This is a genomic window from Allobosea sp. UNC402CLCol (assembly GCF_000745475.1).
GTDB lineage: Bacteria > Pseudomonadota > Alphaproteobacteria > Rhizobiales > Beijerinckiaceae > Allobosea > Allobosea spartocytisi.
Genome location: NZ_JQJJ01000009.1, coordinates 787,055 through 811,938 on the forward strand (window position 1 = coordinate 787,055; position 24,884 = coordinate 811,938).

The 24,884-nt window shown below is 67.8% G+C and carries 23 protein-coding genes and 1 tRNA gene; 13 read left to right on the forward strand and 11 right to left on the reverse strand.

The genetic code is table 11. The features are described from left to right. Positions 1-28 precede the first annotated feature (28 nt). A complete protein-coding gene (locus tag GY40_RS10990) occupies positions 29-1,084 on the forward strand; it encodes a hypothetical protein (protein WP_038361769.1) in 1,056 nt (351 codons plus the stop codon). 36 nt (positions 1,085-1,120) lie between these two features. On the opposite strand, the gene petA is transcribed toward GY40_RS10990, so the two are convergent. The 3 genes from petA to gph all read right to left on the reverse strand — a co-directional run bounded on the left by petA (position 1,121) and on the right by gph (position 2,820). After that, positions 1,121-1,768 (reverse strand): ubiquinol-cytochrome c reductase iron-sulfur subunit, encoded by a 648-nt coding sequence (petA, locus tag GY40_RS10995; RefSeq protein WP_038361772.1) that lies wholly within the window; start codon positions 1,766-1,768, stop codon positions 1,121-1,123. A 234-nt stretch (positions 1,769-2,002) separates the two neighbouring features. After that, positions 2,003-2,077 (reverse strand) — tRNA-Val (locus GY40_RS11000). Positions 2,078-2,130: 53 nt separating this feature from the next. Next, on the reverse strand, positions 2,131-2,820 hold the full coding sequence (gene gph, locus GY40_RS11005; RefSeq protein WP_038361775.1) for a phosphoglycolate phosphatase: 690 nt from the start codon (positions 2,818-2,820) through the stop codon (positions 2,131-2,133). 186 nt (positions 2,821-3,006) lie between these two features. On the opposite strand from gph, the gene GY40_RS11010 reads away from it, so the two are divergent. From GY40_RS11010 to GY40_RS11025, 4 genes are all read left to right on the forward strand, one after another. After that, a complete protein-coding gene (locus tag GY40_RS11010; protein ID WP_081925338.1) occupies positions 3,007-3,387 on the forward strand; it encodes a hypothetical protein in 381 nt (126 codons plus the stop codon). 141 nt (positions 3,388-3,528) lie between these two features. Next, complete coding sequence (gene rpiA / locus GY40_RS11015; protein WP_038361777.1) at positions 3,529-4,230, forward strand: ribose-5-phosphate isomerase RpiA; 702 nt, start codon at positions 3,529-3,531, stop codon at positions 4,228-4,230. A 112-nt stretch (positions 4,231-4,342) separates the two neighbouring features. Beyond that, the gene (locus GY40_RS11020) at positions 4,343-4,840 is read left to right on the forward strand and encodes a DUF2059 domain-containing protein (protein ID WP_038361780.1); all 498 of its coding nucleotides are present in this window, start codon (positions 4,343-4,345) and stop codon (positions 4,838-4,840) included. A 160-nt stretch (positions 4,841-5,000) separates the two neighbouring features. Further along, positions 5,001-6,044, forward strand: coding sequence for an NAD-dependent epimerase/dehydratase family protein (locus GY40_RS11025; protein WP_038361782.1), 1,044 nt, complete (start codon positions 5,001-5,003; stop codon positions 6,042-6,044). Here GY40_RS11025 and GY40_RS11030 read toward each other — a convergent pair. From GY40_RS11030 to GY40_RS11040, 3 genes are all read right to left on the reverse strand, one after another. Beyond that, positions 6,025-7,524, reverse strand: a complete 1,500-nt coding sequence (locus tag GY40_RS11030; RefSeq protein WP_038361784.1) for a tripartite tricarboxylate transporter permease — start codon at positions 7,522-7,524, stop codon at positions 6,025-6,027. The genes GY40_RS11025 and GY40_RS11030 overlap by 20 nt on opposite strands. Before the next feature lie 15 nt (positions 7,525-7,539). Beyond that, positions 7,540-8,019: a tripartite tricarboxylate transporter TctB family protein gene (locus tag GY40_RS11035; RefSeq protein ID WP_038362557.1), complete on the reverse strand. Its 480-nt coding sequence runs from the start codon at positions 8,017-8,019 to the stop codon at positions 7,540-7,542. A gap of 160 nt (positions 8,020-8,179) precedes the next feature. Further along, positions 8,180-9,145, reverse strand: a complete 966-nt coding sequence (locus GY40_RS11040) for a Bug family tripartite tricarboxylate transporter substrate binding protein (protein WP_038361787.1) — start codon at positions 9,143-9,145, stop codon at positions 8,180-8,182. Positions 9,146-9,389: 244 nt separating this feature from the next. Between GY40_RS11040 and GY40_RS11045 the strand changes: the two genes are divergently transcribed. From GY40_RS11045 to GY40_RS11055, 3 genes are all read left to right on the forward strand, one after another. Then, entirely contained in the window at positions 9,390-10,661 is a 1,272-nt protein-coding gene (locus GY40_RS11045) for an O-antigen ligase family protein (RefSeq protein ID WP_051987759.1), read from the forward strand. Further along, positions 10,654-12,024: a glutathione-disulfide reductase gene (gene gor / locus GY40_RS11050; protein WP_038361789.1), complete on the forward strand. Its 1,371-nt coding sequence runs from the start codon at positions 10,654-10,656 to the stop codon at positions 12,022-12,024. Before GY40_RS11045 ends, gor begins: the two co-directional genes overlap by 8 nt. A gap of 384 nt (positions 12,025-12,408) precedes the next feature. Further along, positions 12,409-13,794 carry a class II 3-deoxy-7-phosphoheptulonate synthase gene (locus GY40_RS11055; protein WP_038361792.1) on the forward strand — a complete coding sequence of 462 codons (1,386 nt, stop codon included), beginning with the start codon at positions 12,409-12,411 and terminating at the stop codon, positions 13,792-13,794. 78 nt (positions 13,795-13,872) lie between these two features. On the opposite strand, the gene GY40_RS11060 is transcribed toward GY40_RS11055, so the two are convergent. Beyond that, positions 13,873-14,754 (reverse strand): outer membrane protein, encoded by an 882-nt coding sequence (locus GY40_RS11060; protein WP_038361794.1) that lies wholly within the window; start codon positions 14,752-14,754, stop codon positions 13,873-13,875. Between the two features lie 160 nt (positions 14,755-14,914). On the opposite strand from GY40_RS11060, the gene gltX reads away from it, so the two are divergent. Beyond that, entirely contained in the window at positions 14,915-16,255 is a 1,341-nt protein-coding gene (gltX, locus tag GY40_RS11065; RefSeq protein WP_038361797.1) for a glutamate--tRNA ligase, read from the forward strand. A gap of 115 nt (positions 16,256-16,370) precedes the next feature. On the opposite strand, the gene GY40_RS11070 is transcribed toward gltX, so the two are convergent. Together GY40_RS11070 and GY40_RS11075 are read right to left on the reverse strand one after the other, a co-directional pair. Continuing rightward, positions 16,371-17,699 (reverse strand): MFS transporter, encoded by a 1,329-nt coding sequence (locus tag GY40_RS11070; RefSeq protein ID WP_038361799.1) that lies wholly within the window; start codon positions 17,697-17,699, stop codon positions 16,371-16,373. Positions 17,700-17,892: 193 nt separating this feature from the next. Further along, complete coding sequence (locus tag GY40_RS11075; protein WP_197062727.1) at positions 17,893-19,065, reverse strand: DUF2865 domain-containing protein; 1,173 nt, start codon at positions 19,063-19,065, stop codon at positions 17,893-17,895. A 269-nt stretch (positions 19,066-19,334) separates the two neighbouring features. Between GY40_RS11075 and GY40_RS11080 the strand changes: the two genes are divergently transcribed. Then, complete coding sequence (locus tag GY40_RS11080; protein WP_038361801.1) at positions 19,335-20,285, forward strand: phosphoribosylaminoimidazolesuccinocarboxamide synthase; 951 nt, start codon at positions 19,335-19,337, stop codon at positions 20,283-20,285. A 120-nt stretch (positions 20,286-20,405) separates the two neighbouring features. Here the strand turns inward: GY40_RS11080 and GY40_RS11085 are convergent, their stop codons facing one another. Then, positions 20,406-20,903 carry a MarR family winged helix-turn-helix transcriptional regulator gene (locus GY40_RS11085; RefSeq protein WP_038361803.1) on the reverse strand — a complete coding sequence of 166 codons (498 nt, stop codon included), beginning with the start codon at positions 20,901-20,903 and terminating at the stop codon, positions 20,406-20,408. Positions 20,904-21,190: 287 nt separating this feature from the next. Between GY40_RS11085 and GY40_RS11090 the strand changes: the two genes are divergently transcribed. Beyond that, positions 21,191-22,030, forward strand: coding sequence for a CHAD domain-containing protein (locus GY40_RS11090; RefSeq protein WP_038361806.1), 840 nt, complete (start codon positions 21,191-21,193; stop codon positions 22,028-22,030). A 39-nt stretch (positions 22,031-22,069) separates the two neighbouring features. Here the strand turns inward: GY40_RS11090 and dctP are convergent, their stop codons facing one another. Then, a complete protein-coding gene (gene dctP, locus GY40_RS11095) occupies positions 22,070-23,155 on the reverse strand; it encodes a TRAP transporter substrate-binding protein (RefSeq protein ID WP_038361808.1) in 1,086 nt (361 codons plus the stop codon). 74 nt (positions 23,156-23,229) lie between these two features. Here dctP and GY40_RS11100 point away from each other — a divergent pair, with 74 nt between their 5' ends. Both GY40_RS11100 and GY40_RS11105 read left to right on the forward strand, forming a co-directional pair. Then, entirely contained in the window at positions 23,230-24,240 is a 1,011-nt protein-coding gene (locus tag GY40_RS11100) for a fumarylacetoacetate hydrolase family protein (RefSeq protein ID WP_038361811.1), read from the forward strand. Next, positions 24,233-24,814, forward strand: coding sequence for a DinB family protein (locus GY40_RS11105; RefSeq protein WP_051987761.1), 582 nt, complete (start codon positions 24,233-24,235; stop codon positions 24,812-24,814). The genes GY40_RS11100 and GY40_RS11105 overlap by 8 nt, the downstream gene beginning before the upstream one ends. Positions 24,815-24,884: the final 70 nt, after the last annotated feature.

Here is a 24,884-nt window from a genome sequence, read left to right on the forward strand (position 1 = left end):
GGTCGGATGACGGAGCAAACAGCCCGAGATGGCGAAGGCCTGGATTGTCTGGTCGCGGTGGTTCCTGCTGGCGGCGCTCGCCTTCGCCGGGTTGCTGCTCGCCTTCGTCGCGGTGCTCGACCCGTTCGGCATGCGCGTTCATGCCGGGCAGGCGGCCCGGCCGATCATGGATATCAACCAGCGCTACATGTACCCGCAGCTCGTGCGCTCGGGGGCCTTCGACGCGGCGGTCGTCGGCACCTCGACCATGCGGCTGATCGACCCGCAGGCGCTGTCGCGCGATCTCGGCGCCCGTTTCGTCAATCTCGCCATGAACGCCGCCACGCCCTGGGAGCAGATGCAGGCCGCACGCCTGTTTCGCCAGCACACCGCCGCGCCGCGCTGGCTGATCTGGGGGCTCGACGCGAACTGGTGCGAGGCCGACGCGACCGATCCGTCGAAATGGCGCACGCCGCGGCCGGTGCCAGCCTGGTTCTCGCGCGAGGTGCGCTGGTTCGACTGGCTCAAGCTGATGAACCTGACCAATCTCGAGATTGCCGGCCGGCTGCTCGCCTATCGCTTCGGCCTGGCGACCGAGCGCCTGCGCGGCGACGGCTACGGGGTCTTCACCCCGCCGGAAGAAAGCTACGATCTCGCCCGCGCCCGCAGCCATATCTATCAGAACAACGGCGGCCGGCCCCTCGATCTGGCGCCCTTGCCGCGGATGCCGGTTCCGATCTCGGAGAGCATAGGCTGGCGCTTCCCGGCTCTCGATTGGCTGGAAGAGACGATCTCGGCCTACCCGAAATCGACCCGCCTGATGCTGGTCCTGCCGCCGTCGCATGTCGCGGCGTTCCCGCGCGAGAACAGCGCGGAGGGGCAGCGTTACACCGCCTGCAAGACCGCCATTGCGGGGCTGGCCCGGCGTCACGGCGCGACCGTGGTGGACTATGCCCACATCTCCCCCGTGACGACGCAGGATATGAATTACTGGGACGCGCTCCATTTCCGTCTGCCGATCGCGCAGCGCGTCGAGGAGGAGCTCGCAGGTCTCGCGAAAGGCGGCCAGCCTCTGCCCGACGGTGCCGCCCGGGTCTCGCGATAGCGGTTCGGGGAAAACGCCGGTGGCTGAGACGCGCCCTTACAGCTGCTCGATCGACGACAGCGAGAAGTCGTCGCCGGCCGGATTCTCGCCGACCACGAGCGTCGTGTCGGTGGCGTAGTGATGGGGTGGAACCGGAAGGTTGTACGGTGCGGGAACGCCCCGAAACACCCGGCCTGCCAGATCGTATTTCGAGCCGTGGCAAGGGCAGAAATAGCCTCCCGGCCAGGAAGCTTCCATGGTGGGATCGCCCAGATCGGGCTTGGGGAGCGGTATGCAGCCCAGATGCGTGCAGATGGCGATCAGAACCATGAATTCGGGCTTGCTCGACCGGCACCAGTTCCTGGCATAGCCCGGCTGCTGGTTGACCGCGGAGTCGGGGTCGCCGAGCCGGGCGAGCAGGCCCGGATTCTTCAGCTCGGCGAGAGCCTGCTCGGTCCGACGCAGGACGAAAATCGGCTTTCCTTGCCAGAAGAACGAGATCTGCTGACCCGGCTGGATCTGCGAAAGGTCGATGGAAACCGGCACTCCCGCTGCCCTCACATCGGCGGAGGGTTCCAGCGAGGTGATGATGGGCCAGGATGCCGCGGTCGCGCCGACGACGCCGAAGGCGGCCGTGGCCAGGAACAGAAACTCCCGCCGGGTGGACTGCTCCCCATGGAATCCGAGTTCGGCTTGCTCGGGCATCGGCGCCTCCGATCGAACGGAGCGGCGTCGCGAGATTGCTGAAAACCCGGCGGCGCGATCCTTGATTCGAGGTGGTGCGGCACAGGCGGAAAACAAGGGAGCCGGGGGCGTTCCCGGTTCAATCCAGGCTGCCGGCTCCGGAGACATCCAGCCTCTCGCCAAGCGCGATGACGCGCGCCCGCGCGGCGTCCTGCAGGGCAGTACGCAATCGAGGCGGAGACATCCGGGAAGAAATGGTGGGCGATACAGGGATCGAACCTGTGACCCCTCCCGTGTGAAGGGAGTGCTCTACCGCTGAGCTAATCGCCCGGACGGGCCTCTCCTAGTCGGCGCGCCCGGTGCCGTCAAGGACGGTTCTGCGCTCAGGACGCGATCGCCACCGGATCGAGGGCGCGCGCGACGGCGGCGGGAAGCTCGTCGAAATGCTGGATGATGAAATCCGGCTCCAGCGTCTCGATCGGCACGTCGGTATAGCCGAAGGGCACGCAGATCGAGGGGATGCCGGCAGCGCGGGCGGTTGCGATGTCGGTGCGCGAATCGCCGATCATCACGGCGCGCTTCGGATCGCCCTTCGCCGCCTCGATCGTCAGGGTGAGATGGCGCGGATCGGGCTTGAAGAAGGGGAAGGTGTCGCGCCCCGCCACCGAGGCGAAGCGCGCGGCGATGCCGAAATGGTCGAGGATCAGCCGCGTGTGCAGGATCGGCTTGTTGGTGCAGACGGCGAGCGCATAGCCTTCGCCGGTCAAGGCGTCCATCGCGCCGAGCACGCCGTCGAAGAGATGGCTGCTGGAGGCGACGTCCTGCGCGTAGATCGTCAGGAAGTCCTGGAAGAGGCGCTCCAGCGTCTCCGCGTCGAGCGGGCGACCCGAGACCTTGAAGCCGCGCTCGATCAGCGCGCGGGCGCCGGCGCCGACCAGTTCGCGGGCCCGCTCGTAGGGCAGGGTCGGCAGGCCTTCCTGCGTGAGAATGACGTTGAGCGTGCGCATGATGTCGGGCGCCGTCTCGGCCAGGGTGCCGTCGAGATCGAAGACGACGATGGGGGCGAGGCTCATGGTCGCGTTTTCCCTCAGGCCGACTGATCCGGCCGCATGGCGATCGCTTAAAGGTTTTTCGCTCCGGCTTGGCAAGCGCGTCGGGCGCAACCCGGCCAGACGCCACCTCAAATCCGCCCGGCAAGATGCTATCCTGCGCTCGATTCGCCGCAGGTCGGCGCGGCAGGGAACCTTGTGATGTCGAAGATGGTCGAGAAGCTGCCGCTGCGCGGCGCGCGCGCCCTGCGCTGGTCCTTCCTGTCGCTTGTCGTCGCCGGCCCCGCTTTCGCCGGCAATTTCGAGTTCGCGCCGGCGCCACAGAACGATCTCAACCGCGTCTACCGGATCGAGAGGGCGACAGGGGAGGTCGGCGCCTGCCAGTTCCAGCTCAAGGAAGGCGGTGTCGGCATCACCATCTGCTTCCCGGCCGGCGAGGGGGCGGGGCCGCAGACGCCGGGCGAATACGGGCTGATGCCCTCCCGGCACGAGAAGGAGGGCGGCATCTTCCGCGTCAACCTGCGCACCGGCGAGATGAGCATCTGCTACGTCTTCGACGACAAGACGGTGTGCACGCCCCAGGCGAAATAGCGCAGTGGCGGGCCGCAAGGCTGGACTTTAAAGGGCTGGACTCTCGCGCTCCGGCGCGGCAGGAGGGCGCCGTCATCCGTTGCGGATGGGTCTGACCTTCTCAAATCAACCACTCGCTCAAACCGACGCCCGGGCAGGACGATGAACGCCGACGAATTGAAGAAGCAGGCCGCCGCCCGCGCGCTCGATCTGGTGCGGCCCGGCATGCGGCTGGGGCTCGGGACGGGCTCGACCGCCAAGCATTTCGTCGACCTGCTGGGCCGGCGCGTGGCCGAGGGGCTCGAAATCATCTGCGTCGCGACCTCGGAGGCGACGCAGGCCCAGGCCCTCTCCCTGAACATCCCGATGTCGACCCTCGACGAGACGCCCGAACTCGACCTGACGGTCGACGGCGCCGACGAGGTCGATCCGCAACTGCGCCTGATCAAGGGCGGCGGCGCGGCATTGCTGCGCGAGAAGATCGTCGCGGCGGCTTCAGCGCGGATGATCGTCATCGCCGATGACGGCAAGCTCGTGCCGCGGCTCGGCCGCTTTCCCCTGCCGATCGAGGTCGTGCCCTTCGGGCTGGAGGCGACGCGGCGGGCGGTCGCGATCGCGATCACGGCGTCCGGCGCGGCCGGAGAACTGAAGCTGCGCCTGCGCCCGGATGGAAGCACGCTCCTGACCGATGGCGGTCATTTCATCCTCGACGCTCATCTCGGCGCCATCGATCAGCCGGAATTATTGGCTCAGGCTCTCAACACGGTTCCGGGCGTGGTCGAGCACGGCCTGTTTATCGGCCTCGCGACGGGGGCCATCCTGGCTGGCGCTGAGGGGCTGAAGCTGCTCGGCCGGATCGAGTGATTCCATTCCGGCGCGATCCACGCTAAGGAACGCGCGAACGAGATCGGGCCGCGGGTCCGGAGGCGCAGCCGGGCTCCGGTCGGCTCCTCAACGACGAAGGGGTTTTGAACGTATGATCCGCCACTCTCTCGCCAGCGCGCTTCTGGGCCTGGCGCTCATCTGCGCCGCTCCCGCCTTCGCCCAGGCGCCGGCATTGGCGCCGAGCCATCTGCAGGCGGCCCGCGAGGTCATGACTCTGACCGGCGTCACGCAGAATATCGACAATATCTACCGCGAGTTCGAGGAGAGCGCGAAGCAGCTCATCGCGACGAGGCCGGAAGCGAAGAAGGACATGGAAGCCGTCGTCGCCGAGCTGAAGCCGGAGGCCGACAGGCGCGCCGAGGAGATGACGAAGACCGCCGCCGCGATCTTCGCCAGCAAGATGACCGAGGCCGATCTCAAGGCGGTTTCGGCCTTCTTCAACTCGGATGTCGGCAAGCGCTACACCAGCCTGCGCTCCGAGGCGATGCAGGCGCTTTTCAAGGAGCTCGAGCCCTGGAGCGTCCAGACCAGCAACTACCTGTTCGACCGCTTCTCGCAGGAGATGCGCAAGCGCGGTCATACGCTCTGACGCAGCCGTGCGGTGCGGCTCCGCACTGCAAGGAATTCGGAAAGGCCGGTGGATTATCCGCCGGCCTTTTTTCTTCGATGGCGGAGGGTTTATGTCCCTGCATGACTGCGAAGCGCAGCGTGTTTGACCGCCCTTCCTCCCTGCGATGGAAAGCCCCGGCATGACCCGCCAGACCGTTCTCGTGACAGGCGGCTCCGGCTTTCTCGCCGGCCATTGCATCCTCGCTCTGCTGAAGGCCAGCTACGATGTCCGCACGACCTTGCGCTCGCCGGCGCGCGAGGCCGGCCTGCGGGCCGCCCTGGCCGCTGCGGGAGCCGAGCTCGACGGGCGGCTTCAGGTCGCGATTGCCGATCTGACGGCCGATGCGGGCTGGGACGCGGCCGCCGCGGGCTGCTCCCATGTGCTGCATGTCGCTTCGCCGCTTCTGACGGCGGCGCCGCGCGACGAGGACGAGCTGATCCGGCCGGCCCGCGAAGGCAGCTTGCGCGTGCTGCGCGCCGCGCATCGCGCCGGCTCCCGGCGCGTGGTCCTGACCTCGTCCTTCGCCGCGATCGGCTATGGGCGCCCGCTCGACCGCCCCTATGACGAGCGCGACTGGACCGATCCCGCCGCACCGGGGCTCGCCGCCTATCCGAAATCGAAGACGCTGGCCGAGAAGGCCGCCTGGGATTTCGTCGATGGCGAGGGGCAGGGGCTGGAGCTCGCCGTCGTCAATCCGGTCGGCATCTTCGGCCCGCTGCTCGGGCCGGATCTCTCGGCCTCGATCGTGCTGATCCGGACCATGCTCGAGGGCAAGCTCCGCGCGGTGCCGCAGCTCATGTTCGGCGTGGTCGATGTGCGCGATGTCGCCGAGCTGCATCTGCGCGCGATGACCGACCCTGCCGCCGCCGGCGAGCGCTTCCTGGCCACGGCCGGCGACTTCATGACGATGCGGGCCATCGCGGAGGCGCTGAAGGCGGGGCTCGGCCAGCGCGCAGACCGCGTCTCGACCGTCGTGCTGCCGAACTGGCTGGTGCGTTTCGTCGCCCGCTTCAGCGCGACGGCCCGTCAGGCTGCGACGCCCGAGCTCGGACGGAAGAAGACCGCGACGAGTGCCAAGGCGATCGCCATGCTCGGCTGGCAGCCGCGACCGGCGGCGGAAGCGCTGGTCGCGACCGGGGAGAGCCTGTTCAGGCTCGGCCTGGTCAGTCCTCCGAGGCCTTGAACCGGTTCAGCCCCTTCATCGCGAAGGGTGCGATCAGGGCCAGTGCGGCGATGCCGAGCAGCGTCGCCGAGATCGGGTTCTCCAGCAGGATCATCGGGTCGCCGAGGCTGATCTGCAGGGCGCGTCGCAATTGCTGCTCCGCCATCGGCCCGAGGATGAGCCCGACCACCATCGGCGCGACCGGATAGTCGTAGCGGCGCATCAGATAGCCGATGAAGCCGAAGATGAAGAGCATGGCGAGCTCGACCGGCGAGCCGTTGACCGCGAGCGTGCCCATCGTCGCGAAGACGACGATGCCGGCATAGAGCCAGGGCTGCGGGATCGCCAGCAGCCTGACCCAGAGCCCGATCAGGGGCAGGTTCAGGATCACCAGCATGACGTTGGCGATGAACAGCGAGGCGATCAGGCCCCAGACCAGGTCCGGCTTCTCGGCGAAGAGCAGCGGGCCGGGATTGAGCCCGTATTGCTGGAACCCTGCCAGCATGATCGCGGCGGTCGCCGAGGTCGGCAGGCCGAGCGTCAGCAGCGGCACCAGCGTGCCGGCGGCGGAGGCGTTGTTGGCGGCTTCCGGCCCCGCGACGCCCTCGATCGCGCCCTTGCCGAACTCGTCGGGATATTTGCAGAGCCGCTTCTCGGTCGAATAGCTGAGGAAGGTCGGGACCTCCGCGCCGCCGGCGGGCAGCGCGCCGATCGGGAAGCCGAAGGCGGTGCCGCGCAGCCACGGCGCCCAGGAGCGCTTCCAGTCCTCCTTGGTCATCCAGAGCGAGCCCTTGATCGGGATGATCTCCTCCGGCGCGTGGGAGCGCTTGGAGGCGACGTAGAAAGCCTCGCCCACCGCAAACAGGCCAACGGCCAGCGTCGTCACCTCGACGCCGTTGAGCAGCTCCGGCACGCCGAAGGTCAGGCGGGCCTGCCCGGTCAGCTTGTCGATGCCGATGAGGCCGAGCGCGATGCCGATGAACAGGCTCGTCAGCCCGCGCAGCGGCGAGTCGCCGAAGGTCGCCGACACCGTGACGAAGGCGACGATCATCAGCGCGAAATAGTCCCAGGGGCCGAATTTCACCGCGACCTCGACCAGCCACGGCGCCAGGAAGGCGAGGCCGATTGTCGCGATCAGGCCGGCGACGAAGGAGCCGATGGCGGACGTCGCCAGCGCCGGGCCGCCGCGCCCCGCCTTGGCCATCTTCGAGCCTTCGAGCGCGGTTGCCAGCGAGGCGCTCTCGCCCGGCGCATTGAGCAGGATCGCGGTGGTCGAGCCGCCATACATGCCGCCGTAATAGATGCCGGCGAACATGATGAGCGAGCCGGCGGGGTCAAGTTTGAAGGTGACCGGCAGCAGGAGCGCGACCGTCAGCGCCGGGCCGATGCCGGGCAGCACGCCGACCGCGGTGCCGAGAAAGACGCCGATCAGGCAGAACAGCAGCTTCGAGGGTTCGAGCGCGACCGTGAAGCCGTGGAGAAGCGAAAGCAGCGTTTCCATCGTATCCGGCCCGCCTCAGAGGAAGAGTTGTTCGAGCGGTCCCGCCGGCAAAATCAGCGTCAGGACCTTGGCGAAGACGAGGAAGATCGCGAGGCCGAGCACGAAGCCGATCGCGGCATCGACGGCAAGCGCCCGCCGCCCCATGCCGCGCGCCGTGCAGGCGAAGACGACCGCGATGGCGATGACGAAGCCGCCGCCGAGCCCGATGCAGGCGATCAGGAAGATGAGCCCGCCCGCGATCCAGAGCAGGGCCGTACCGTCGGCAGCATCGGGCTTCGGCAGCCCTTCGCGGAAGGCGACGACGAAATGCGCCAGCCCGAGAATGGTCAATCCGGCAGCCACGACATAGGGCATGGCGGTGGGGCCGACGCCGTAATTCGACGTGATGGTCTGCTGCGAGGCGTCATAGCCGATCAGGGCGGCGACGATCAGCAGCAGCACGCCCACGATCAGGGCCGGTTTGTCGGCGCCTTGCGTGCGGGTCTCGTTCGTCATGGCGTTCCCCTGGTGGAGGCTGGCGCCTTCGCGCATTGTTGGGCGAAGCGGCTCCGGTTCGCGCGGCGACAAGGCGACGGGAGAAGAGTTGGAGGCGCTTCTGGCGTTGAGAAAGGGGCCGGTTGCCCGGCCCCCCGAGATATCGACGGTGCCGGTCGGTTTACTTCACCAGCCCGACTTCGGTCATCACCTTGGAGACGCGCTCGATCTCGCCCTTCAGGAAGCTGTCGAAGGCGGCGCCGGCCAGGAAGGAATCGTCCCAGCCTCGGGCCTTGAGGATCTCCTGCCACTCCTTCGACTTGACCATCTTCTCGACCGTGTCGGTCAGAGCCTTGGTCTGCTCGGCCGAGAGGCCGGGAGGAGCGACGACGGAGCGCCAGTTCAGCAGCTCGAGCTCGATGCCCTGTTCCTTGAGGGTCGGGGCGTCCGGCGCGTTTTCGAGGCGCTTGCCCGAGGAGACCGCGAGCACGCGCAGCTTGCCGGCCTTGATCTGGCCCTCGAACTCGCCATAGCCGGAGACGCCGGCGGTGACGCGCCCGCCGAGCATGGCAGCCAGGGCCTCGCCGCCGCCCGAGAATGGGATGTAGTTGATCTTCTTGGCGTCCGCTCCGACCGCCTGCGCGAACAGCGCGGCGAGGATGTGGTCGGTGCCGCCGGCCGAGCCGCCGGCCCAGGTCACCTTGGCCGGGTCGGCCTTCAGGCGCTCGGCCAGGTCCTTGGCGCTCTTGAGCGGCGACTCCGTCGGCACGACGATGACCTCGGCCTCGGCGGTGAGGCGGGCGATCGGCGTCACCTGCGTCAGGTTGACCGGCGACTTGTTGAGCAGGATCGCGCCGACCATGACGAAGCCGTTGACCATCAGCTGATGGCCGTCGCCCTTCGCGCCGATGAGCTGGGAGAGGCCGATGGTGCCGCCGGCGCCGGTGACGTTGTTGACCTGCACGCTCTTGACGATCCCGGCCGCGGTCAGCGCCTGCTGCATCGAGCGCGCGGTGCCGTCCCAGCCGCCGCCGGGAGCTGCCGGAGCCATGATCTTGAGCTCGCTCACCTGGGCGAAGGCTGCCGTCGAGAGCGCCGCGAGGGCCACGGCCGCAAGGGCGCCGCGCTTGAGGACCGATGTCAGCATGGATTTCCTCCGCTGTGCGGCTTTGCCGCGAGTTTTTTAGGGTTGCCTTTGCCCTGTGGCACCATGCCGCTCCAGGCGTCAATTGCGCCTGATTACATAATCGGATGACATGATTTCGGGTCGAACCGGCAGGTTTTCCGAAGTTCTACGTCTTTCGTCGCAGGCGCCGTGTCAGCGGAAGGCAAAGGCGGGGCTTGCAACCACGCCTCTGGCGAAGATCGGCCCGATCGCGTAATCGCAGCCCATGAGCCAGCCCCGCCTTCCAGTCGGCCAGGAAGCCGTGTCGACTTCCTCGCTTCTCTCCACCCGTCTCGTGGCGGCCGGCTCGGCGCTGATGGTGCTGATGCCGCTGGCGATGTGGCTCGCCAATCGCTCCGCGCCGCTGATGCTCGGCCTCGGCGCCGTGACCTTCATCGCCGCTGCTGTCGCGGTGGGCCGGACGGGCGAAGTCGTCGCGCGCTTGCGGAACCTGCTCGCGACACCGCTGGGGCTGGCGCTGGCCGCCTTCCTCGCCTGGGCCCTTCTCTCGATCCTGTGGAGCCACAGGCCGGCGGCCTCCTTGCGGGCCTGGGCGGAGCTTGTGCTGCCGGCGGTCTTCGCGCTCGCGATTGCGGCTTCGGGCCGGTTCAGGCCGCAGCCCGCATGGCTGCGCGCGCTTGCCGTCGCGATCATCCTCGCCAGCCTGCTGGCCATGGTCGAGCTCGCCTCCGGGCTGTCGCAACGGGCCGAGCTCGGCATCGGAAAGCTGATGAGCTTCGTCTTCAATCGCCCCGCCATCACGGCGCTGGTGCTCGCCGTGCCCACGATCCATGGTCTCTGGCATATGCCGGCCGCGCGCCGCTCCGACCGGATCCTGGCAGTCCTGCTCGGACTGACCGTGGCCGCATTGGCGCTGCGCTCGGAGAGCGCTTCGGCGCGGCTCGGCGTCGCGGTCTGCCTCGTCTGCTGGGTCGCGTCGGCCTACTGGCCGCGCCTGATGCTGACGGCCGCCGCGATCGGGCTCGTCCTGACCATGGCGATGGCGCCGGTTCTCGGCCTTGCCGCCCATAACTGGCTACCCTCGGTGATCCTGAACCGTTTCGCTGTCATGACCGGGCAGGCTCGTATCGATATCTGGCAGAGTTTCGGCGAGGTGGTGCGGGTACGGCCGATCGCCGGCGCCGGCTTCGGCACCTCGGCCAGCATGGACCGGCATCCGGTGGCGGCCGAGGTGGCGCCGGAGCATAGGGTGCTCCTGGGCGTGGGGCACCCTCATGACATGCCGTTGCAGGCGTGGGTCGAGACCGGGGTGATCGGGGCGGGCATTCTGCTTGCGGCGGGCCTGCTTCTGCTGGCGCGATTGCGCCGGCTGCCGGCACGGGAGATGGCGCCGCGCCTCGCGCTCTTCGCCGCTGCCTTTGCGATTTCGGTCGTCGGGCACGGTGCCTGGCAAGGCTGGTGGATTGCCGTTCTGGGAGCCGGGATCCTCTGGTTCGGTCCGGGCGCGGCCGCGCGACAAGGAGAAGACCATGGCTGAGTACGACGTCGATCTCTTCGTCATCGGGGCCGGCTCCGGCGGCACGCGCGCGGCGCGCATCGCGGCAGGCCATGGCGCCCGCGTGATGATCGCGGAGGAAGACCGGATCGGCGGCACTTGCGTCATCCGCGGCTGCGTGCCGAAGAAGCTCTTCGTCTATGCCAGCCGCTTCACCGAGGATTTCGAGGACGCGGCCGGCTTCGGCTGGACGCTTCCCGCAAAGCCGTCCTTCGACTGGCCGACGCTGCGCGATGCCGTGGCCAACGAGGTCACGCGTCTGTCCGGGCTCTATCGCAAGGGGCTCGAGGGCGCGAAGGCCGAGATCCGCGAGGAGCGGGCCGTCATCGAGGGACCGCATGAGGTCCGCCTGCAGAAGAGCGGACAGCTCGTCCGCGCCCGCCACATCCTCGTCGCGACCGGTGGCTGGCCCTCCTTCGACCCGCCGATCCCCGGCGGTGAGCTTGGCATTTCCTCGAACGAGGTCTTCCACCTGCCGGTGCTGCCGAAGCGCATGCTCGTCGTCGGTGGCGGCTATATCGCGCTCGAATTCGCCAGCCTCTTCGCCCGGCTCGGCGTCGCGGTGACGCTCCTGCACCGGGGCGACAACATCCTGCGCGGCTTCGACGAGGACATCCGCACCCGCCTGCGCGACGCGCTGAAGGAGGCCGGCATCACCTTCCGCCTCGGTTGTACCGTCGAGCGCATCGAGGAACTGCCGGACGGCAGCCGCCGAGCCCATTGCGCGACGGGCGCGCCGATCGAGGCCGATGTCGTCCTGGTCGCGACCGGGCGCCGTCCCAACACGAAGGGGCTCGGGCTGGAGAAGGTCGGAGCCGAGCTCGGACCGCTCGGCGAGGTCGTCGTGGACGCCGCCTCGACCAGCAGCGTGCCGTCGATCCACGCGGTCGGCGACGTCACCAATAGGGTGAACCTGACCCCGGTCGCGATCCGCGAGGGCCATGCCTTCGCCGACACGGTTTTCGGCAACAAGCCCTGGACGGTGGATCACGGCACCATCGCCTCGGCCGTCTTCACCACGCCGGAGGTCGGCACGGTGGGGCTGAGCGAGGGGCAGGCTCTCGCCGCCGGCCATGAATTGCGCGTCTTCGAGTCCAATTTCCGCCCGATGAAGGCGACGATCGCCGGCCGGCACGAGCGCATCTACATGAAGCTCGTCGTCGACGCGAAGACCGACAAGATGCTGGGCGTCCACATCCTCGGCCATGACGCCGGCGAGATTATCCAGGCAACCGCTATCGCGGTGACGATGGGCGCGACCAAGGCGGATTTCGACCGCACCGTCGCGCTGCATCCCAGCGCCGCCGAGGAACTGGTGACGATGCGTACGCCGCGCGCGGGGTAGGGTTATCGATCGTCTCGCGAAACCACGCCGTCATCCCGGGCCTGCCCCGGGATCCATCGAAAGGCGCAGCGCTCGACGATGGATCCCGGATCTCCGCTTCGCTCCGTCCGGGATGACGCGCGTTTCTGGGACAGCACTGCCAGTAGAGTTTCTGCGGCTACGGTTGAATCAGCCTGTGAAGCGCCTGAATCAGCATGGCAACCGGCGTTGCTATCCGGTTGCGGGGAATCGGCTTTTCGATCGCGTGTGACGATGGGCCGGGCAGCCCGCTGCAGGGGCTGCCGCCAGACGATGGCCATTCCGCGAGCTTGGGTGTATAGCCGCCCCTTCGCGCTACCAAGAGGTTAACGATGCGCGATCCCAAAGTCAGGAGCACGTAGTCCCATGTCCGAGCGGTGGACGCCAGAGAGCTGGAGGGCCAAGCCCGCCCAGCAGATTCCGGATTATCCGGACCAGGCAGCCTTGAAGGCGGTCGAGCAGCAGCTCGCCGGCTTTCCACCGCTCGTTTTTGCAGGCGAGGCGCGCAAGCTCAAACGGGCGTTGGGCAAGGTCGCGGCCGGCGAGGCCTTCCTTCTTCAGGGCGGTGACTGCGCCGAGAGCTTCGCCGAGCACTCGGCCGACAACATCCGCGACTTCTTCCGGCTGTTCCTGCAGATGGCGGTGGTGCTGACCTTCGCCGGCGGCTCGCCGGTGGTGAAGGTCGGGCGCATCGCCGGGCAGTTCGCCAAGCCGCGCTCGGCGCCGAACGAGAAGATCGGCGATGTCGAGCTTCCCAGCTACAAGGGCGACATCGTCAACGACATCGCCTTCACGGAAGAAGCGCGCATCCCCGATCCGCGCCGCCAGCTCGAGGCCTACAGGCAGTCGGCCGCGACGCTGAACCTGATCCGCGCCTTCGCGACGGGCGGCTACGCCAATCTCGACAACGCGCATCGCTGGATGCTCGGCTTCGTCAAGGACAGCCCGTCCTCGCATCGCTACCAGGAGGTGGCCGAGCGCATCACCGAGGCGCTCGACTTCATGCGCGCCATCGGCATCGACCCGGAGACCCATCCGGAGATGCGCACGACAGACTTCTACACCAGCCACGAGGCGCTGCTGCTCGGCTACGAGCAGGCGATGACCCGTACCGACTCGACGACCGGCGAGTGGTACGACACCTCCGGCCACATGGTCTGGATCGGCGACCGCACGCGCCAGCTCGACCACGCCCATGTCGAGTTCTTCCGCGGCATCAAGAACCCGATCGGCCTGAAATGCGGCCCCTCGACCACGGTCGACGGCCTGCTCAAGCTGATCGAGGTGCTTGATCCGCAGAACCAGCCGGGCCGGCTGACGCTGATCGGCCGCTTCGGCGCCGACAAGGTCTTCGACAACCTGCCCGCGCTGGTGCGCGCCACCAAGCGGGAAGGGCGCAATGTCGTCTGGTCCTGCGACCCGATGCACGGCAACACGGTCAAGGCGGCGAGCGGCTACAAGACGCGGCCCTTCGACCTGATCATGACCGAGGTGAAGAACTTCTTCGCCGTCCATCAGGCCGAGGGCAGCCATGCCGGCGGCCTGCATCTGGAGATGACCGGCAAGAACGTCACCGAATGCACCGGTGGTGCGCGCGGTATGACCGATGCGGATCTCAACGACCGCTACCACACGGTCTGCGATCCCCGCCTCAATGCCGAGCAGGCGCTGGAATTGGCCTTCCTCGTCGCCGAGCTGGTCAAGCGCGAGCGGGCCGGGCGGGCGCGTCCCGAGGTCGAGGCGGCCGAATAGGCCGCTTCTCCGTCAGACGAAAATGGAAAAGGCCGGGACTGATGTCCCGGCCTTTTTCGTTGCGGCAGGAGGATGCCGTCAGAACTTCACGCCCATCGCGGCCCGGGCGGTGTTGATCGTCGTCGTCGTGCCCTCGACATCGGCGAAGCGGATGAGCTGATATTCGCCGCGCAGGAAGATGTTCTCGGTCAGCGCCCAGTCGACACCGCCGCCCACCGCCAGGCCGAAGCCGTAGACGTTCTTCTTAGTCGCGCCGACGGGTGGGTCGCCGGGCCGGCGCCCAGCGGCATAACCCGTCTCGATGAGCCCCGTCACCGGGTTGGTCCGGGTCAGATAGTTCGTGGTGGCGATTGTCGAGCTCGTATTGAAGCGCCCCACGGCGCCGCCGATTGTCGCGAAGGGCATAAAGCTGCCGAAGGCCCAGCCCACGCGGAGGCGGGCTGTTCCGTAGTCGTTGAGCTTGGCGCTCTGGTTCGTGGCCAGCGAGAAATCGTTGACGGTGCCGTCCGAGGTTATGAAGCGCCGGGCGATGTAGTCGTCGATCTGATAGGCGTGGCCCGAACGGGTATAGTCCGCCTCCAGGCCCAGTACCGCGTCACCGAAGGCCCAGTTGTAGCCGAGGAAGCCGAAATAGGTGGCGCCACTGTCGCTCTTCTCGGGGAGGTTGTTGACCAGAGATCCCATGTTGACCTCTTGGCCGAGCGTTGTGTTGCGGAACGCGAAGTTGGCCAGGTCCTGCAATCCCGTGCCGGATTTGAACTTGCTGTCCGACACGCCGGCGCCGCCGCCGAAATAGAAGCCGTTCCAGTTGGAGGAGCCGCCGAAATTGGAGGGCGCCTGCGGCATGTCCTCGATCTGCGAGCCGCGCAGCACCGGATAATCGGCCGCGAAGGCCGGCGCGCCGAGTCCCGCGGCAAGTGCAAAGGAACCGACCACGCGCGTGACGGAACGGAGGCGCATCCTGATCTCCCCGGCAGCGGTACGGTCTGGCTCCGTTCTGCCCTGCCTGGGAGCGATTCATGCCTTGGTAACCCTAATAACGGGTTAACAGCCTAAGGTTGCAGGCGCCTTATCAGACGAGCGATTGTCGCCCGGGGCCAAAAGCGCCATAAGCCGCGTCATGACAACGTCTCTGGTCCGCTTCGCGCCGTCGCCCACCGGCTATCTGCATATCGGAAACGCCCGGCCGGCGCTGTTCAACTGGCTGTTCGCCCGCCGCCATCACGGCCGTTTCCTGTTGCGCTACGACGACACCGACATCGCGCGCTCGAAACCGGAATATGCCGAGGCCATCGCCGAGGATCTCGGCTGGCTCGGCATCGTGCCCGATCAGGTCATCTGGCAGTCGCAGCGCCTGGCGATCTATGACGCGGCGGCAGAGCGTTTGCGCACCGCGGGGCGGCTCTATGCCTGCTACGAGACGCCCGACGAGCTCGACCGCCGCCGCAAGCGCCAGCTCGCCCGCGGCCTGCCGCCGATCTACGACCGTGCCGCGCTGAAGCTCACTGCCGAGCAGAAGGCGGCCTTCGAGGCGGAGGGGCGCAAGCCCCATTGGCGCTTCCTGCTGGAGGCGCGCGAGGTGGCGTGGGACGACCTCGTGCGCGGCCCCTCCCATGTCGACTGCGCCTCGCTCTCCGACCCGGTTCTGGTGCGCGAGGACGGCAGCTATCTCTACACGCTGCCCTCCGTCGTCGACGATATCGAGACCGGCGTGAGCCATGTCATCCGCGGCGAGGACCACGTCACCAACACGGCGGTTCAGGCGCAGATCTTCGAGGCACTGGGCGCGAGCCTGCCGGTCTTCGGCCACCACAACCTGCTGACCACGGCGAGCGGAGAGGGGCTTTCGAAGCGCCTCGGCCATCTCTCGCTGCGGGGCTTGCGCGACTCTGGCGTCGAGGCGCTGGCCGTCGCGGCGCTGGCCGTGCTGGTCGGGACCTCCGACGCGGTGCGTCCCGTTGCGAGCCTCGACGAGCTCGCCGGTCTCGTCGATCTCGCCCATGTGTCGCGTGCCCCGGCCAAGTTCGACGAGCACGAGCTCGAAGCGCTGAGCGCCCGCACGCTGCATCAGATGCCCTTCGCGGCGGTCGCGGACCGGCTCGCGGCCATCGGCGTCGCTGGCGGGGAGCCGTTCTGGCTGGCCGTGCGCGGCAACCTGACGAAACTCGACGAGGCGAAGCTCTGGTGGCAGGTCGTCGAGGGACCGGCCACGCCCGTCATCGCCGATCCGGCTTTCGTGGCGAAGGCGGCTGAGCTGCTGCCGCCGGAGCCTTTCGACGGCACGAGCTGGAAGAGCTGGACCCAGGCCGTCGCGGTAGCGACGGGGGCGAAGGGCAAGGGGCTGTTCATGCCGCTGCGCCAGGCGCTGACCGGCCTCGATCATGGGCCGGAACTGGCGGCCCTCTTGCCGCTGATCGGGCGGGAGAAGGCGCTGAAGCGGCTGGCCGGCGAGAGCGCCTGATATACCGCCGTCATTCTCGGGCCGCCTCAGCGAACCCGAGAATCTCGTTCAGGATAGGCGCTGGTTTCCGAGATGATCGGGTCAGGCCCGACCATGACGGCAGAGAGCCGCCCCCTCACTCGTGCCGGTGCATCGCCGAGGCGTGCTTGGTGTCGCGCATCAGCGCGTAGACCAGGAACGAGAGGAAGATGATGCCGGCGAGATAGTAGTAGAACCACTGCTCGTGGCCCTGCTGCTTGAAGAACAGGGCGATGGCCGGCGCCGTGCCGCCGAAGATCGAGACGGTCAGCGCATAGGGCACGGCGACGCCGGTGGCGCGCACCGAGGTCGGGAACAGCTCGGCCTTCACCACCGCGTTGATCGAGGTGTAGCCGGCGGTGAAGATCCAGGCGCCGCAGATCAGCAGGAACGCGATCCAGGGGGATTTCGTGCCGGAAAGCGTGGTCAGGATCGGCACGGTGAGCAGCGTGCCGGCGATGCCGAAGAACATCAGCACCGGCTTGCGGCCGATCCGGTCGGAGATCGCGCCATAGATGGGCTGCAGGATCGCCGCGAAGATCAGAGAGCCGGCGATGACATAGGTAGTGACGATGTCGGAGAGGCCGACCGTCTGCTTCACGAAGGTCTGCATATAGGTGGTGAAGGTGTAGAAGGCGGCGGTGCCGCCGGCGGTGAGGCCGACCACGATCGCGACCTCGCGCGGATATTTCAACAGGCCACGCAGCGAGCTTTCGCGCTTCATCGTGCCCTTGGCGGCTTCGAAGGCCTCGGTCTCCTGCATATGCCGCCGCATGAACATGGCGGTGACGGCGAGGACGGCGCCGATGATGAAGGGGATGCGCCAGCCCCAGGCGACGAGCTGCTCATGCGTCAGGAAGACGTTCTGGAGCAGCAGCAGCACCAGGATGGCGGTGAGCTGGCCGCCGATCAGCGTCACATACTGGAAGCTCGAATAGAAGCCGCGATGTTCGGGGTCGGCGATCTCGGTGAGATAGGTCGCGCTCGCCCCGTATTCGCCGCCGAGGCTGAGGCCTTCGATGATGCGGGCGAGAGCGAGCAGGGCAGGCGCGGCGAAGCCGATCGTCTGATAGGTCGGGGTGAAGGCGATGATCAGCGAGCCGAAGCACATCATCACCACCGAGAGCATCAGCGACAGGCGCCGGCCATAGCGGTCCGCGAGATGGCCGAACAGCCAGCCGCCGACGGGGCGCACGATGAAGCCTGCCGCGAACAGCGTCGCGGCGTTGAGCTGCTGCACCACCGGGTCGGTCGAGGGGAAGAAATGCGGCGCGAAATACAGCGCGAAGGCGGTATAGGCGTAGAAATCATACCACTCGACGAGATTGCCGACGGAGCCGATGAAGATCGCCTTGATCCTGCGCCGGGCGTCGCTGAGCTCGATCGGGTGCGGGTGGTGCGGCTGTGTCGTGCTGACGTCCGACATGAAGGCCCTCTGAAGCTGGTGGGAGCGTCAGAAGGCAGGACCCGCGGGGATACGGGCCGGAATGCGGTCTGGCGGCCTCCCGAAGGGGCGGCAAGGTTCGCTCTTTATGCGACGGTCTCGCCCATGCGTCCAGCGCCGAGCATGACGATACCCGGCTGCGCGATTTGTCGTCCGCGCATGGAACTTATGTGGATCAGGGCTTGACCAGTTGCGGGCTCAGATTGGGCGCGAGGTTCGGCGCCACGATGCGCACCGTGCGGCGCTCGCCGGTGACGCTGCGCGACTCGCTCTTCAGCCCGTCGCCCTTGTCGAGCGTCTTCTCGTCGACGATGTCGGGGCCGACGCCGGCCGATTCGGTGCCGGAGGTCGGGGAGTTCTCCGACGGCATCGGCTTCTCGTCCGGCGCGTCCGGGAGAGCGGCCGGAGTCGGCTTCACCGCTTCGGGCGCGCCGCGCCGCTTGGGATCGGGCTTCGGCCGCGAGAGCTCGGCCGCGCGCTGCTCGGTGACGATGACGTCGCCCTTGCGCTTGTCGAGCAGGTATTCGGCGTTCTTCAGCGCCTCCGACCAGCTCTGGCCCTGGCCGCGGCAGGTGCAGGTCGCATCGAAGGAGCGGGTGTATTTGCCGGCGTTCGGCAGGGACGAATAGGGCTGGCCGGTCGAGCGCGAGGCCGCGTTCTGGATGTCGCCGCCCGCGCTCATGCCGAAGGCCGTCGTCTCGCTGCCGGGGCAGAGCGCCTGGCACATCTCGTCGGCATTGCCGTTATTGTTGGCGAGCGGGAAGAAATAGCCGTCGCAGCTGCGCACGCAGACGGTCTGGGCGCCGCCGAGGCGCGGCTTTTCCGGCTCGATCACCGGCTGCTCGGGGTCGAGCTCGGGGATGGTCGAGTCGACGCCGCCGGGGCCGGGACCCGGGTCGCGCCCGAAGATCGTGTCGAAGAAGCCGCGCGGGCGCGCGCCGCAATTGTTGCTGATCGCGGCCGCGAGCTGGGCGCGCCGCTGCTCGAGCGCGCCGCCCTGTGCCCGTTGCTGGAGCGCCTCGTACTGCGCTTGCAACTGGCCCATCTGCGCGCGGATGCCGCCGCATTGCGGCGGCGCCTGTCCGCCGAAAAAGAGGAAGCCGCCACCGCGGTCGCAGCCCATGGCGCGGTACTGGCCGCTCAGCTGGCCGAGCTGCACGCCGACGCGCTGGGCGGCCTGCGCAGCGCGCGGATCGCCGCCGCTGCGGCCCTGGAGGCTCTGAAGCTCGGCGCGCCATGCGTCGCAGGACGGTGACTGGGCGGCTGCCGTCCCGCTCAAAGCCGCCAGCGCCAGCAGGGCCATGCCGAAGCGTCTGGAAAGTCGCAGCATCATCGCAGGTCGGGTCACGTCATCCACTGTCGGAGCAGGCCGTCGGGCCACAAACTCCTGCCAACAACACCCGCCAAACGCGACGGAACTATGGAGCCCCCGCGTCTCCCGACGCCGAGTCGGCCGAGGTGACGCGGCTTTCGCATGCCACATCCGGGCGCGCGCAGCAATCCGCGGCGAAGGGCGCCGGACAGGTGGTGGAAAACGCGCGCTTCGACTAGAAGCGCGGGGCTGGCGCCGCGATTGCGGCGTCGGCAGCTCCTTTCGTCGCGAGGCCAGCGCCGCTCATGTCCGAATTCCTGCCGCTTCACGAAGCCGTCATCCCGGAGCTGCCGAACTATTATCGCGGCAAGGTCCGCGAGAATTACGATCTCCCGGATGGACGCCGTATCCTGATCTCGACCGACCGGCTCTCCGCCTTCGACCGCGCCATCGCCTCGATCCCGCTGAAGGGGCAGGTGCTGACGCAGACGGCGCGCTACTGGTTCGAGAAGACCGCCGATATCTGCCCGAACCATGTCCTCGAATATCCTGACCCGAATGTCGTCGTCGGCCGGCGCCTCGACATCCTGCCGGTCGAGATGGTGGTGCGCGGCTATCTCGCCGGCACGACCGGCACCTCGATCCTGACCATGTACAAGCAGGGCCGGCGCGAGATGTACGGCATGACGCTGCCGGACGGCTTGCGCGACAACGAGGCCCTGCCGCAGCCGATCATCACCCCGACCAGCAAGGCCTTCGACGGCGGTCATGACGAGCCGCTTTCGGCCGGCCAGATCGTCGGGAGCGGCCTGCTGACGCAGAAGCAATGGGACACCGTCTCAGGCTATGCGCTGGCGCTCTTCGCCCGCGGCCAGAAGCTCGCGAGCGAGCGCGGCCTCATCCTGGCCGACACGAAATACGAGTTCGGCACCGACGCCGACGGCAACATCCTGCTCGCCGACGAGATCCATACGCCCGATTCGAGCCGCTACTGGTTTGCGGAAAGCTATCCCGAGCGCTTCGCCAGCGGCGGGAAGCCTGAATCCTTCGACAAGGATTTCGTGCGCAACTGGGTCGTGGCGCGCTGCGACCCCTACAAGGAGGAGCTGCCGCCGATCCCGCAGGAGCTGATCGACCAGACCTCGGCGGTCTATGTCCGCGCCTATGAGACGATCACCGGCCAGGCTTTCGCCTATCCGCCGGCGGGCGAGAACCCGCAGGAGCGGATCAGGCGCAATCTCGCGCGGTATTTCTGAAGGCGTCGGAGGGGCGTCCGTCATTCTCGGGCTTGGCCCGAGAATCTCAGGCCGAAAGAGGCGAGGTTCCTCCGCGTCACGAGATGCTCGGGTCAGGCCCGAGCATGACGACTGGCCGCCTTACGACCCGTCTTCCTCGCGATAATTCCCCGCGAGCAGGCGGCCGCGCTCGGTCAGGGTCGAGAGCACGCGCTCGAACACCTTGATTTCCTCCGGCGCGATGCCTTCGATCCAGCGCGCCTCGAAGCCGAGCGCCAGCGGCACGATCTGGTCGTAGATCCGCTTGCCGGCCGGCGTCAGGGTCACGAAGGATTCGCGCCGGTCCTGCCGGTTCTCGGCGCGCGAGACGAGGCCGCGCTTCTCCAGCTCGGTGACGGCGCGCGAGACCTTGGTCTTGTGCATCTGGGCGAGCTCGCCGATGTCGCGCGAGGTCAGCTTGCCGAACTCGCCGAGCTGCGCCACCACGCGCCATTCCGGGATGCCGATGCCGAAATGCTCGCCATAGATCCGGCCGAGCGCGCGGCCGCCCAGCGTGCCGACGACATTCAGGCGATAGGGCAAGAAGCGCTCCAGCCGGAGCATCTGGTCCTGGAGCGAGGGCGAGGTTTTCTCTGACATGGGCGGCTGTGTAGCTGGTTCCGGAGAGGCCGGCGAGCCGGTGCGGCTGCCATCAGCAGGAGAGGGCCACAACCATACAGTCGAAAGACGATGCTGTCGCGTGGCGGTGGCCGCGTCGGTCGCGCCGGTGAAGGAGCAACGCGGCTCCTGCCTCGAACGCGCGCGATCCGAGCCGGAGGCGTGGTAGAATTGCGGCCTGCCGCTCGGATACGTTGCCGTCGGGGAAACGCGCGAAACAGGTCAGCATGGCAAGCATCTCGAGAACCGGTCCGGATGCGAGGGTGTCGATGACGCGGCGATGGGCCCGGCACTGGCTGCGCTCCTGCCGTGAGTTTCCGGTCCGTGCCCTGGCCGTGCTCGATCGCCGGGAGGGCGATCCGGGACGGACGATTCATGAATTCCGCCGCCTGATGAAGGCGTGGCGCGCTTTGCTGAAGCTTGCTCCCGCCGAGCTGGCCGAGGAGGGGAAAGCGGTTCGCGGGGCTATCGGAGGCTTGCGCCGCGGCTTCGGCATCGCCCGCGACACGGCGGTCGTCGCCAAGGTGCTCAGTGCGCTCTGTCCCGACCATACCTCCGAGGACGACGCGCAGGATGCAGCCGCCGCGCTGCTGGCCGAGCAGGCAGATGCCGTCCGCGACGAGCTCCGGCACCTGTCGGCCGAGATGGCGCGCTGGTCCGTGTCGGACGAGACGGGCGACTTTCTGGTCCGGGCCTTCCGGCGCAGCTATCGGCGGGCACGGCGCCAGGCGCGCCGCGATCCGCGCCGGATGGACGCGGAGCATCTGCACGACTGGCGAAGCATGATCGTCGATCTGAGCTATCAGCTCAGCTTCTTCGCGCCGGCCGATCCGGCAGGGCTCGGGCAGCAGGCCAAGGCGGCGGAGCGCCTGCGCTCGCGGCTCGGCAATGCGATCGACCTCGGCATGGTCCGTGCGCATCTCGCCGAAAGGCCAGCGCTGGATGGCGTCGATGCGCTTGCGCAGGAGATCCCGCGCAAGATCGCCAAACAGCGCCGCAAGGCGGCGAAACTGGCTAAGCGCCTTCTCGCTCGCCGCCCCAGGCGTGCCGGCGCCGATCTGCGCGAGGCGATGGAGCACCGGCCGCCGAGGCGGACCAGCTTCGGCTGATCCGTTCCGGGCGACGGGCGGGGATGGCGCCGGCGCGCCTCAGCGCGCCTTCAGCCGGTTCATGAACGAGTCGTAGGAGAGCTCCGCGATCTGCCACCAGAGCAGGTTCTCGCCGCGGAAGGCGACCATCGAATCGTAGCCCTTCTTGAAGTCCGGGCTCTTGGCCCCGGTCTCGGCGTAGTATTCCTCGGCCGCCTTCAGCGCCGCTTCCATCACCGGCAGGGGGAAGGCCCGCAATTGCGCGCCCTGCGCGACGAGCCGGCGCAGGCCGCCCGGATTCACATAGTCGTATTTCGCCAGCATCCAGTTGTTCGCCGCCTCGCAGGCGTGCTGGACGATGGCCTGATAGGGCTTCGGCAGCTTGGCCCAAGCCTCCTTGCCGATGATCAGATGCAGCATGGCGCCGCCCTCCCACCAGCCGGGGTAGTAGTAATATTTGGCGACGCGGATGAAGCCGAGCTTCTCGTCGTCATAGGGGCCGACGAACTCGGCCGCGTCGATCGAGCCGCGCTCCAGCGCCGGATAGACGTCTCCCGGCGCGATCTGCGTCGGCACCACGCCGAGCTTGGACAGCACGGCGCCGCCCATGCCGCCAATGCGGAATTTCAGTCCCTTGAGATCGTCGACGCCCTTCAGCTCGTTGCGGAAGAAGCCGCCCATCTGGGTGCCGGAGTTGCCGCAGGGGATGGAATAGGCGTTGAAGCGGTCGAGCACGCCGTTCACGATCTGCTCGCCGCCGCCGAAATACCACCAGCTATGCTGCTGGCGGGCGTTGAGGCCGAAGGGGATGCCGGTGCCGAGCCCCAGCGTCGGGTCCTTGCCGATGTAGTAGTAGGTCGGCGAATGCGCGCATTCGACCGTGCCGGAGGAGACGGCGTCGAGCGCCTGCAATCCGGGCACGATCTCGCCCGGCGCGAAGACCTGGATCTCGAATTGGCCGTCGGTGGCGTCGGAGACGTATTTCGCGAATTGCTGCGCCGTGCCGAAGATGGTGTCGAGCGACTTCGGAAAGCTCGAGGTCAGCCGCCATTTCACCTGAGGCTGGGACTGCGCGATCGCGGGCGCGGCGACGGCCGTTGCGGCCGCGGCGAGCGCTCCCGTTTTCAAAAACGAGCGACGTTCCATATGGTCTCCTCCCAGAGCCTGTTCACAAGGCTTGTTGCGTCTTTATTGGCGCGTCCGGGAAGGAATGAAAAGAGATGAAGCTTGCCTCCCTCTCGCATGGCCGCGAAGGCCGCCTCGTCGTGGTTTCCGCAGACCTGACGCGCGCGACCGACGCCTTTCCGGTCGTCGCCACCCTGCAGGCGGCGCTGGACGATTGGGAGCGCCTCGCGCCCCGGCTCACCGATCTCGCCGAGGGGCTGGAGCACGGCTCGGTGCCGTCCTTCCGTTTCCACGAGCATGATTGCGCCGCGCCCCTGCCGCGCGCCTTCCAGTGGCTCGACGGTTCGGCCTATGTGAATCACGTCGAACTCGCCCGGAAGGCGCGGGGCGCGGCCATGCCGGACAATTTCTGGACCGACCCGCTGATGTATCAGGGCGGGAGCGATGCGCCGCTCGCCCCGCGCGCGCCGATCCACGCCCGCAGCGAGGAGGACGGCATAGACTTCGAGGCCGAGATCGCGGTGATCACGGGCGATGTGCCGATGGGCGCGACGCGCGAGCAGGCGCTCGCCGCCATCCGCCTCGTCATGCTCGCAAACGACGTGAGCCTGCGGAATCGGATTCCGAGCGAATTGGCGAAAGGCTTTGGATTCATTCAGTCAAAGCCGTCCACCTCCTTCTCACCGGTCGCCGTCACGCCCGGCGCGCTCGGCTCGGCCTGGCGCGACGGCAAGCTGCATCGTCCGCTCCTGGCCCAGCTCAACGGCGCGCCCTTCGGCAGGCCGGATGCCGGCACCGACATGACCTTCGATTTTGGCACGCTGATCGCCCATGCGGCGGCGACGCGCCGGCTTTCGGCCGGTACGATCATCGGCTCCGGCACGGTCTCGAACCGCGACGCCGATGGCGGGCCGGGCAAGCCGGTGACCGAGGGCGGGGTGGGCTATGCCTGCATCGCCGAGCAGCGCATGGTCGAGACGCTCCGCCATGGCGAACCGAAGACGTCGTTCCTGCGTTTCGGCGATACGGTCCGCATCGAGATGAAGGACGCCGACGGCCATTCGATCTTCGGCGCCATCGAGCAGGAGGTCCTGCCGCATGACTGAGGCGGGTTTCGGCCGGCGCGGGGCGCTCGCCGCCCATTGCCGCAAGATGGCCCATAACAACGCCTGGGCGAACTGGCGGCTGCTCACGGCCTGCGCGCAACTCAGCGATGCGGATTTCAAGGCGCAGCGGACGAGCTTCTTTCCCTCGCTGCACGAGACGCTGAACCACAATCTGATGGTCGATCTCTATTATATCGACGCGCTCGAACGCGGCGGCCTCGGCCGGCTGGTGTTCGAGCGCTTCCGGCCCTTCGACATGGCGCAGCTCCTCCCGGCCCAGGCCGCTGCAGACCGGCGGCTGATCGCCTTCTGCGACGGCTTGAGCGACGACATGCTCGCAACCACCGTCACGACGGACCGCGGCGAGCACGGACAGGTCGAGGAGCGCGTCGACGATCTGCTGGCGCATCTCTTCCAGCACCAGATCCATCATCGCGGTCAGGCTCATGCCATGCTGGCCGGCACCGCCGTCGCGCCGCCGCAGCTCGACGAATATTTCCTGCGCTACGATTCGCAGCAGACCCGCGTCGAATTGCGCCGCCTCGATCTCGCCCCACCCGAAGAGCTGCTCTGACGCCCGCCCCGCAGCTCCAGCTTGTTGGCGGGCGAGACGCCGGATAACCTGCGCCGCGAAACACCGCCCG

Bases quoted from the DNA above. Each gene is read 5' to 3' on its own strand.
- GY40_RS10990 (WP_038361769.1), top strand. From the start codon at position 29: ATGGCGAAGGCCTGGATTGTCTGGTCGCGGTGGTTCCTGCTGGCGGCG.
- petA (WP_038361772.1), bottom strand. From the start codon at position 1,768: ATGCCCGAGCAAGCCGAACTCGGATTCCATGGGGAGCAGTCCACCCGG.
- gph (WP_038361775.1), bottom strand. From the start codon at position 2,820: ATGAGCCTCGCCCCCATCGTCGTCTTCGATCTCGACGGCACCCTGGCC.
- GY40_RS11010 (WP_081925338.1), top strand. From the start codon at position 3,007: ATGGTCGAGAAGCTGCCGCTGCGCGGCGCGCGCGCCCTGCGCTGGTCC.
- rpiA (WP_038361777.1), top strand. From the start codon at position 3,529: ATGAACGCCGACGAATTGAAGAAGCAGGCCGCCGCCCGCGCGCTCGAT.
- GY40_RS11020 (WP_038361780.1), top strand. From the start codon at position 4,343: ATGATCCGCCACTCTCTCGCCAGCGCGCTTCTGGGCCTGGCGCTCATC.
- GY40_RS11025 (WP_038361782.1), top strand. From the start codon at position 5,001: ATGACCCGCCAGACCGTTCTCGTGACAGGCGGCTCCGGCTTTCTCGCC.
- GY40_RS11030 (WP_038361784.1), bottom strand. From the start codon at position 7,524: ATGGAAACGCTGCTTTCGCTTCTCCACGGCTTCACGGTCGCGCTCGAA.
- GY40_RS11035 (WP_038362557.1), bottom strand. From the start codon at position 8,019: ATGACGAACGAGACCCGCACGCAAGGCGCCGACAAACCGGCCCTGATC.
- GY40_RS11040 (WP_038361787.1), bottom strand. From the start codon at position 9,145: ATGCTGACATCGGTCCTCAAGCGCGGCGCCCTTGCGGCCGTGGCCCTC.
- GY40_RS11045 (WP_051987759.1), top strand. From the start codon at position 9,390: ATGAGCCAGCCCCGCCTTCCAGTCGGCCAGGAAGCCGTGTCGACTTCC.
- gor (WP_038361789.1), top strand. From the start codon at position 10,654: ATGGCTGAGTACGACGTCGATCTCTTCGTCATCGGGGCCGGCTCCGGC.
- GY40_RS11055 (WP_038361792.1), top strand. From the start codon at position 12,409: ATGTCCGAGCGGTGGACGCCAGAGAGCTGGAGGGCCAAGCCCGCCCAG.
- GY40_RS11060 (WP_038361794.1), bottom strand. From the start codon at position 14,754: ATGCGCCTCCGTTCCGTCACGCGCGTGGTCGGTTCCTTTGCACTTGCC.
- gltX (WP_038361797.1), top strand. From the start codon at position 14,915: ATGACAACGTCTCTGGTCCGCTTCGCGCCGTCGCCCACCGGCTATCTG.
- GY40_RS11070 (WP_038361799.1), bottom strand. From the start codon at position 17,699: ATGTCGGACGTCAGCACGACACAGCCGCACCACCCGCACCCGATCGAG.
- GY40_RS11080 (WP_038361801.1), top strand. From the start codon at position 19,335: ATGTCCGAATTCCTGCCGCTTCACGAAGCCGTCATCCCGGAGCTGCCG.
- GY40_RS11085 (WP_038361803.1), bottom strand. From the start codon at position 20,903: ATGTCAGAGAAAACCTCGCCCTCGCTCCAGGACCAGATGCTCCGGCTG.
- GY40_RS11090 (WP_038361806.1), top strand. From the start codon at position 21,191: ATGACGCGGCGATGGGCCCGGCACTGGCTGCGCTCCTGCCGTGAGTTT.
- dctP (WP_038361808.1), bottom strand. From the start codon at position 23,155: ATGGAACGTCGCTCGTTTTTGAAAACGGGAGCGCTCGCCGCGGCCGCA.
- GY40_RS11100 (WP_038361811.1), top strand. From the start codon at position 23,230: ATGAAGCTTGCCTCCCTCTCGCATGGCCGCGAAGGCCGCCTCGTCGTG.
- GY40_RS11105 (WP_051987761.1), top strand. From the start codon at position 24,233: ATGACTGAGGCGGGTTTCGGCCGGCGCGGGGCGCTCGCCGCCCATTGC.